This is a genomic window from Lentimicrobium sp. L6 (assembly GCF_013166655.1).
Lineage (GTDB): Bacteria > Bacteroidota > Bacteroidia > Bacteroidales > UBA12170 > UBA12170.
Window position 1 is genome coordinate 19,968 of record NZ_JABKCA010000068.1, and the last position, 7,790, is coordinate 27,757.

At 36.7% G+C, this 7,790-nt stretch carries 6 protein-coding genes; all 6 read left to right on the forward strand.

The window, feature by feature from the left end; translation table 11 throughout:
- Window positions 1–644: 644 nt before the first annotated feature.
- The 6 genes from polA (at window position 645) to HNS38_RS15825 (ending at window position 7,748) form a co-directional block, all read left to right on the forward strand.
- A complete protein-coding gene (polA, locus tag HNS38_RS15800) occupies window positions 645–3,431 on the forward strand; it encodes a DNA polymerase I (RefSeq protein WP_172346696.1) in 2,787 nt (928 codons plus the stop codon).
- A gap of 21 nt (window positions 3,432–3,452) precedes the next feature.
- The gene (locus tag HNS38_RS15805; RefSeq protein ID WP_172276217.1) at window positions 3,453–4,421 is read left to right on the forward strand and encodes an alpha/beta hydrolase; all 969 of its coding nucleotides are present in this window, start codon (window positions 3,453–3,455) and stop codon (window positions 4,419–4,421) included.
- A gap of 135 nt (window positions 4,422–4,556) precedes the next feature.
- Window positions 4,557–5,753 carry a M28 family peptidase gene (locus tag HNS38_RS15810; RefSeq protein WP_172276215.1) on the forward strand — a complete coding sequence of 399 codons (1,197 nt, stop codon included), beginning with the start codon at window positions 4,557–4,559 and terminating at the stop codon, window positions 5,751–5,753.
- Between the two features lie 78 nt (window positions 5,754–5,831).
- The gene (locus HNS38_RS15815; protein ID WP_172276213.1) at window positions 5,832–6,683 is read left to right on the forward strand and encodes a restriction endonuclease; all 852 of its coding nucleotides are present in this window, start codon (window positions 5,832–5,834) and stop codon (window positions 6,681–6,683) included.
- Between the two features lie 12 nt (window positions 6,684–6,695).
- The gene (locus HNS38_RS15820; protein WP_172276211.1) at window positions 6,696–6,965 is read left to right on the forward strand and encodes a VF530 family DNA-binding protein; all 270 of its coding nucleotides are present in this window, start codon (window positions 6,696–6,698) and stop codon (window positions 6,963–6,965) included.
- Window positions 6,966–7,169: 204 nt separating this feature from the next.
- Window positions 7,170–7,748, forward strand: a complete 579-nt coding sequence (locus tag HNS38_RS15825) for a hypothetical protein (protein ID WP_172346697.1) — start codon at window positions 7,170–7,172, stop codon at window positions 7,746–7,748.
- Window positions 7,749–7,790 lie beyond the last annotated feature (42 nt).

Below are 7,790 nucleotides of genomic sequence, written 5' to 3' on the forward strand. Positions count from 1 at the left end.
CTTCGCAAGCCTGGAATATAAACTTTGTAAATCAGACTCCGCGGATTATCACAGATTAACACAGATTTCAGCAAATGGTCAGCTTTGCTGACCATTTGCTAAGTAAAGTGTGAGGTTGCCCTGACTATTGCTCAGACGGAATTGTATTCCGTCGTTAGTTTTTTTTATAGCGTATATTCTGAGATTAGAGCATAGGTCGGCAAAGAAAGCAATTTCTTTTACTTGACACTCTAGCCAACCTGAAAATAAGGGTTTCATTACCTCGGGCTTTGCCTGCGGTTATTCATATTGAAGACCTTCTGCCTTCTTCTGCAACAGCTTGTAATTCTAGCTAAAGAAAACACCTATCTGGCTACTGCCACACGACAAGCGCATACGCTTATTTTGTCCGCGGATTATCACAAACCGAAGCGAGCTCACTGAAATCTGCGAAAATTAGCGGAATCAGTGGTTAGATTTTCTATTTATTTAAATTAGATATCGATTTTAAAGTGTGGATTTGCTCCGCTTCTTCTATTTACTTGCCCTAAAAATATTCATTTACGATGGCAAATTGGATTCCTTTCAAATGGGAAAACTTGTGTTTATTGCCCATTGGCATTCCTTAAAAAGCGCTACCTTTACCAACCAATAAAAAACAAAATATGCCAACACCAAAACGACTATATTTATTAGATGCTTATGCACTCATCTACAGGGCTTATTACGCCTTAAATAGGAACCCAAGAATCAACTCAAAGGGGCTTAACACCTCTGCTATTCTAGGATTTGCGAATACTTTACTAGAAGTCATTCAAAATGAAAAGCCCGATTATATGGCGGTAGTTTTTGATCCCAAAGGCCTCACTTTTAGAAGCGATTTCTTTCCTGAATATAAAGCCAACAGAGAAAAAACACCAGAAGATATCACTGCTGCCATCCCTTATATTAAAAGCCTAATCGATGGCATGGGAGTGGAGCGTATAGAGGTGGAGAAATTTGAAGCTGATGATGTGATTGGAACCTTATCGAAAAAGGCTGAAAAAGCAGGTCTTCATACTTTTATGATGACTCCAGATAAGGATTATGGACAGTTGGTAAGTGAGAATATTTTTATGGTGAAACCTGCCAAAAGCGGAAACCCAGCTCAGGTTTTAGGTCCAAAAGAAATATGTGAGAATTTTGGAGTCAAAAGACCCGAACAAGTTATCGATTTTCTAGGAATGAGTGGTGATAGTGTAGATAATATTCCAGGTATTGCTGGAGTAGGTCCTGTTACTGCTCGTAAACTCATAGCACAATTTGATAGTGTGGAAAACATGGTGGCTCATGTGGATGAAATTAAGAATCCTAAATTGAAGATAAAAGTAGCTGATGCTATTGAAGCTGTATTAATCTCTAAAAGATTAGCCACCATCGAGTTGAATGTTCCTGTTGAACTCGAATTGGATAAGCTGTTATTGGACGAACCCAAAAGAGAAGAGCTAAACGACTTATTCAACGAATTAGAGTTCAGAACCTTTGCTAAACGAGTTTTTGGAGAAACAGCTAGCCCAATTGCTGCAGCTCCTTCGGCAGGAATGCAAACCGACCTGTTTGGTGGTGCTGAAGAAGTAGTAGAAGAATTTGCGACTACTCTTAAAACCATCGATGATATTGAGCATAAATATGAAGTGGCAGACACTCCTCAGAAAAGAGCCAATTTGATAGAAACTTTGAATAGTGCTATGGCCTTTTGCTTCGATACAGAAACCACTGGGCTGGATTCTTTAACAGATGAGCTGGTTGGAATGTCTTTTTCTTTTAATCCTCACACTGGGGTTTATGTGCCACTTCCAAACGATTTAGAGGAGTCCAAAAAAATAGTGAATGAGTTTAAATCGGTATTTGAGTCGGACAAGATTGGTAAGATTGGGCAGAATCTGAAATTTGATATTGCCTTCTTGGCATCCTATGGCATTGATGTACAAGGTCAGCTTTTTGATACTATGATTGCTCATTATCTGCTTCAACCCGATATGCGCCACAATATGGATTTATTATCTGAGACCTATCTCAATTACAAACCCATGAGCATAGAGTCTTTGATTGGCAAAAAAGGAAAGAACCAAAGAAGCATGAGAGATGTGGACATGGAAACCATCACCAAATATGCTGCCGAAGATGCTGATATTACATTGCAACTCAAAATGCATTTCGAGCCCTTATTGGCCGAGAAAAATCTATTGGAGCTATTTGCCAAAGTAGAAATGCCTCTAATCAAAGTATTGGCAGAAATGGAGAGAAATGGAGTGAAATTAGATGTTTCTGCCTTAGGAAAATTCTCGGAGGAACTAGCGATAGGAATCAGGGCTTTAGAAACCCAAATTCATGAACACGCAGGCGAATCCTTCAATATAGCCTCCCCTAAACAACTGGGAGACATTTTATTTGGCAAAATGATGCTATCTGAGAAAGCCAAAAAAACCAAAACAGGACAATACAGTACTGGTGAAGAAATTTTGGTGAAATTAGAAGGTAAGCACCCTATTATTCGCGATATTCTCGATTATCGTTCCCTCACCAAACTCAAGTCAACCTATGTTGATGCCTTACCCGAATTGGTGAATAAAAATGATGGTAGAATCCATACCAGCTATAATCAGACAGTGGCGGCTACAGGAAGGTTGAGTTCCACCAATCCCAACCTTCAGAATATTCCGATTAGGACCCCAAAAGGAAAAGAAATCAGACGCGCCTTTGTTCCCCAAGATGAAGAGCATATTTTGTTTGCAGCGGATTATTCACAAGTAGAACTCCGCATTATTGCCAGTATGAGTGGCGATGAAGCCATGATTCACGATTTTAATGAAGGAATTGATATACATACGGCTACTGCAAGTCGAGTTTACGATGTGCCCTTAGAAGAAGTGACCAGCGATATCAGAAGAAATGCAAAAACAGTCAACTTTGGAATCATTTATGGTATTTCTGCCTTTGGTTTGAGTGAGAGGTTGGGGATTCCAAGAAAAGAGTCTGCTACCATCATCAAAAACTACTTTGAGAAATACAGCGGCATCAAATCTTTCATGGATTCCACTGTAGCATTTGCCAAGGAAAAAGGATATGTGGAAACATTGATGGGACGTCGTCGTTATTTAAAAGACATCACCTCTAGAAATGCTATTGTTAGAGGATTTGCAGAGCGAAATGCCATTAATGCTCCCATTCAAGGATCTTCTGCCGATATGATTAAAGTAGCTATGATTCGTATTTATGAAGCCATGCAAAAAGCAGGACTGAAATCGAAAATGATATTACAAGTACATGATGAATTGGTGTTTGATGCCTTAAAAGAGGAGCTTCCTACATTGCAAGTCATTGTAGAAAGGGAAATGCGAGAAGCACTAAAACTCAAAGTACCAGTAGTTGTGGATATGAATACAGGTGAAAATTGGTTGGATGCACATTAGTCTATTTTAAAACTAATTTTCATGAATAAGAAGCTGAGAAATTTTGTTTTCATCCTCCTGTCTTTTTTCTTGATTATCGCAGGAGGCTTTTCCTATTTCTTTATTTACAATGAAGCCCCTATTATTAAAGGTGAGGTATTTCGTCAGGTGAATTATAAAGCTAACCTGAATTTGGATATCTATATGCCTACACAGGAGGTTTATCAAAACCATCCAGTTGTAATATTCTATCATGGTGGTGCTTGGATAGGCGGAGCCAAAGAGGCCATCAATATCAATAGATTTAATGGAACCATCAACCAGTTGCGAGAAAACGGATATGCTATTGTGAGTGCAAATTACACCTTAGCAAGCCGAGAACAATCTCCTTTTCCAGCTTGCATTATCGACGCTTTTGACGCCATAAAATGGGTAGAAACTCATGCTGATAAGTATCAGTTTGATTTAGAAAATGTGGGTGTTTTTGGGGAGTCTGCAGGAGCTCATATTGCTCTGATGGTGGCCTTTTCCAATGTTAATGATTTTTCTCCCAGTTCTAAATCGGAAATCAAGCTTGATTATGTAGTAGATGTTTATGGCCCTACTCATTTGGAAAGTTTATATGAGACAACTTTGGTGGATAGCATCACTTCTTTAATAGAAAAAGCTCCAGAAAGACTACAAGCTTGCATCAATATTCCCGAACAATTATTTGGTTTTAACCCAAAAGCAGACAGCCTAAAAACCAAGGCTTTCACAACTCGATATTCTCCAATAAGCTATCTTCATCCCCAAATACCTCCACTACTCATCATCCATGGTAATCAAGATAGAATAGTACCTCTTCAGCAGTCAAGTGTTCTGATAACTAAGCTTGATGAAAGGCACTTAAACTATGAATACCATGAAATTAAAAACATGGATCATGCTTTTATTGGTGCTTCTATTGAACAACATGAAGAAGTTGAAAACTGGATTGCTTCGTTTATTAGGCAGCAACATAATCCATAAGAATAGGATTAATATCATGCTTGCTTAGAATTTTTCCAAATTACTGATATATTGGTCATTGTACAGTGCTTAAAGATTTTCTTTTTTATCTTAGCACCTGCTTATTTTTTAGAAAATTCACAAAACACACCTACCATGAAACACATTTCCTTTTTATTGATCTGCCTTTTTACAGGCCTTTTTTCTTTTGCTCAAAGCCATGACTCTCAGATTGAAAACGTCATCAATACTGTAAATTTAGATTCTCTTATCTATCAAATGAGGAACCTAAGTGGTGAAGATGAAGTCATTGTAAATGGCGAAACAACAACAATAGAACACAGAGTGAGCAATTGGGGAAATAACCTTGCTGCCCAATATATCTTCGAATCTTTAGAATCTCTAGGTTTAGAAACGACTTGGGATGCCTATAGTTTGGATGGTATTAATGTTTATGCAGTGCAACCAGGAACAGTTTATCCTGACGAGTATTATATGATTTGTGGCCATTACGATGCAGTAGATTATTACTGTGCTGATGATAATGCTAGTGGAACTGCTGCTGTTATTGAAGCTGCTCGTATCTTAAGTACTATGGAGTTTGAATATTCTATTATTTATGCACTTTGGGATGAAGAAGAAATTGGTTTAATCGGTAGTGCTGATTATGCAGCAAGAGCAGCTTCAAATGGAGATGTCATTCACTCCGTTATCAATATGGATATGATTTCCTGGGATCAAGATGAGGATATGGTACTTGAAATTCATACTTCTAACACTGCAAATTCTACTCAATTGGCTGATTATATTGTGGAAATAAATGACATCTATGAACTAGATATCGTTCCCGTTCTTGAATTGCCAGGAACAGTATATTCTGACCATGCTAGTTTTTGGAATAATGACTATGCAGCGGTTCTAATTATAGAAGAATATTATGGTGGTGATTTTAATCCTTATTATCATACAGAGCAAGATAGAATTGCTATTTTGAACATGGATTATTTCTTTGAAGCATCGAAACTATGTATTGGTAGCTTAGCATCTATGTGTTCTCCTATATTGAATACATCTACCGTTGAAATGCCAAAAACTGAAAATGGGAAGATTGAAATCTTTCCAAACCCTGCCATATCTAATGCTCGAATTAATTTTTATCTAGAACAAAATCAATATACAGAAGTTAGCCTTCTTAACAATATGGGACAAACTATTTCTACATTACATCAAGGTGAAATGACCAGTGGAATTTTTCAAATTGAGCTTCCTCTAGAGGGTTTATCTCAAGGCTTATATTTTGTAAAGATAGAAGCAACAAATTTTAGTAATACCGAAAAATTATTAGTGAAATAATAAAGCATAAGATTTCGTACTTTTGGAATCCTCTTTTTCTAATTTTATTTGGGTAAAGAGGATTCTAAATTTGTAGATATGACCAATACAATCCTTCATAAAAATATCATCATCAGAAAAGCTTCTGGAGATGAGGAAATATTCGAGATTTCCAAACTCGAACGCTCTTTGCATAATTCGGGAGCCGACAGAAAATCTATCATGCGTGTAGTTCATGATATTGAAAATTGGGTTTATGATGGCGTCACCACTAAGAAAATATATTCTCGAGCTTTCTCACTACTCAAGCGTGACAAGGGTAGTTCAGCCATGCGTTACAAACTCAAAAAGGCGATTTTTGAGTTAGGTCCAACTGGCTATCCCTTTGAGCAATATATGGGTCAGCTTTTTGCCAAGCAAGGATATGAAATAGAAGTTGGCGTGGTGGTTAATGGCCACTGTTTGTCTCATGAGATGGATGTGGTAGCTACCAAGAAACATATTCAGCATATTATGGAATGCAAATACCATAAAGACCAAGGAAAAACGGTGAGCATACAAGTTCCCTTATATGTGCGTTCCCGTGTGAATGACATCATCAGAAAGCGAGAACAAATGCCCGAATTTGAAGGCCTTTCTTTTAAAGCATGGGTGGTAACTAACACTCGCTTTTCGCCAGATTCCATAAAGTATGGGAATTGCAGTGGTATGAAGCTCCTAGCCTGGGATTATCCTCAAGGCCATGGTTTAAAAGACATGATAGAACGAGTGAAGGTATTCCCAATTACTGTTCTTACTCAGCTCACCAAGAAAGAAAAACTGAGTTTAATGGACAAAGATATTATAAGCTGTGAGCAGTTGTTGAAAAACCAGGATCTACTAACTCCTCTAAATTTACCTATTAAAAAACAGACCCGTTTATTGGATGAATTACACCATATTTGCGGATAATTTGAGACCAACATGAAAAAGAACGAAGGCCAAAAAGAAGAACAACCCAATAATCCACTTCACGGAGTGAGGCTAAAAGACATGTTAGCACATATGGAGGAGCATTATGGCTGGGAAATGATGGCTACAAGAGTCAAAATAAATTGCTTTCAATTTGAACCCTCTTTTGGCTCCTGCCTAAAGTTTCTACGAAGAACTCCTTGGGCCAAAGCGCAAGTAGAAGAACTGTATTTGGAATTACTTCATGATGGGATTATTCCTCCTCAGAAAGTTAAGAAGTAATTTTAGAGTATTAGAAGTTTGGCCACAAATTCACGAATAAATTTCTAACCTTTTTTACTGCGATTACACGAATAATCTAGCAGTTGATGAAGAATAATAGAATCATATAAAAATTCCACCCAGAGAACGCTAAGATTAATCGCGAAGGACGCTAAGAAATGAATCTATTAGTGCTATAGATATATTATAATTCCCTATTTACAGATGAATCCCACACTAGCTAGGTTGATTCGCAAAGATAAAACTGATAAAAATAAAATGAAACCAAGACTTCTAATAATTTTACTAATGCTTACAACTATTATTGTAGCTCAAAATACCAGCTCTAGTATTACAGGTAAAAACATCTCAGAGGTTCTCGATGATTTTATTGAAGAAGACAAAAACAGTGGACCTTTTTTTTACTCATATAGCGTGTTTGTTATTTCAGCATATCATTCATTAGATGATGATTCCAAAGATACTTGCTTTACAATGGGTGTAATACGAAATGAATCTTATTTTGATCTAGTAATGCCTGAATACTTTTGTCATTATAATGATGAATTAATAGTATTTGTATTTTATAGTGGAATTAAACCATATGATATCAGTGGTTTTACTTTGAAACCAATAGACAATGATGGTGAAACTGTTATTTTGAAAAAACTTTATCCTAAAACAAAAGGTTTTATTTCAGGTACAGATCCTGGTTTGTTAATTAAGAAAAAGAATAATAAATTGCATATAACTAAATATGTAAATTCAGATGAGATACCAGAAAATAAGAGTATTATTTTATAGGGTTACCCATTTAGTTCACAAATAGTTGTATATGAGTATATT

Excerpts from the sequence above, each read along its gene's own strand:
- polA (WP_172346696.1), top strand. The coding sequence starts at position 645 with ATGCCAACACCAAAACGACTATATTTATTAGATGCTTATGCACTCATC.
- HNS38_RS15810 (WP_172276215.1), top strand. The coding sequence starts at position 4,557 with ATGAAACACATTTCCTTTTTATTGATCTGCCTTTTTACAGGCCTTTTT.
- HNS38_RS15820 (WP_172276211.1), top strand. The coding sequence starts at position 6,696 with ATGAAAAAGAACGAAGGCCAAAAAGAAGAACAACCCAATAATCCACTT.
- HNS38_RS15825 (WP_172346697.1), top strand. The coding sequence starts at position 7,170 with ATGAATCCCACACTAGCTAGGTTGATTCGCAAAGATAAAACTGATAAA.
- HNS38_RS15815 (WP_172276213.1), top strand. The coding sequence starts at position 5,832 with ATGACCAATACAATCCTTCATAAAAATATCATCATCAGAAAAGCTTCT.
- HNS38_RS15805 (WP_172276217.1), top strand. The coding sequence starts at position 3,453 with ATGAATAAGAAGCTGAGAAATTTTGTTTTCATCCTCCTGTCTTTTTTC.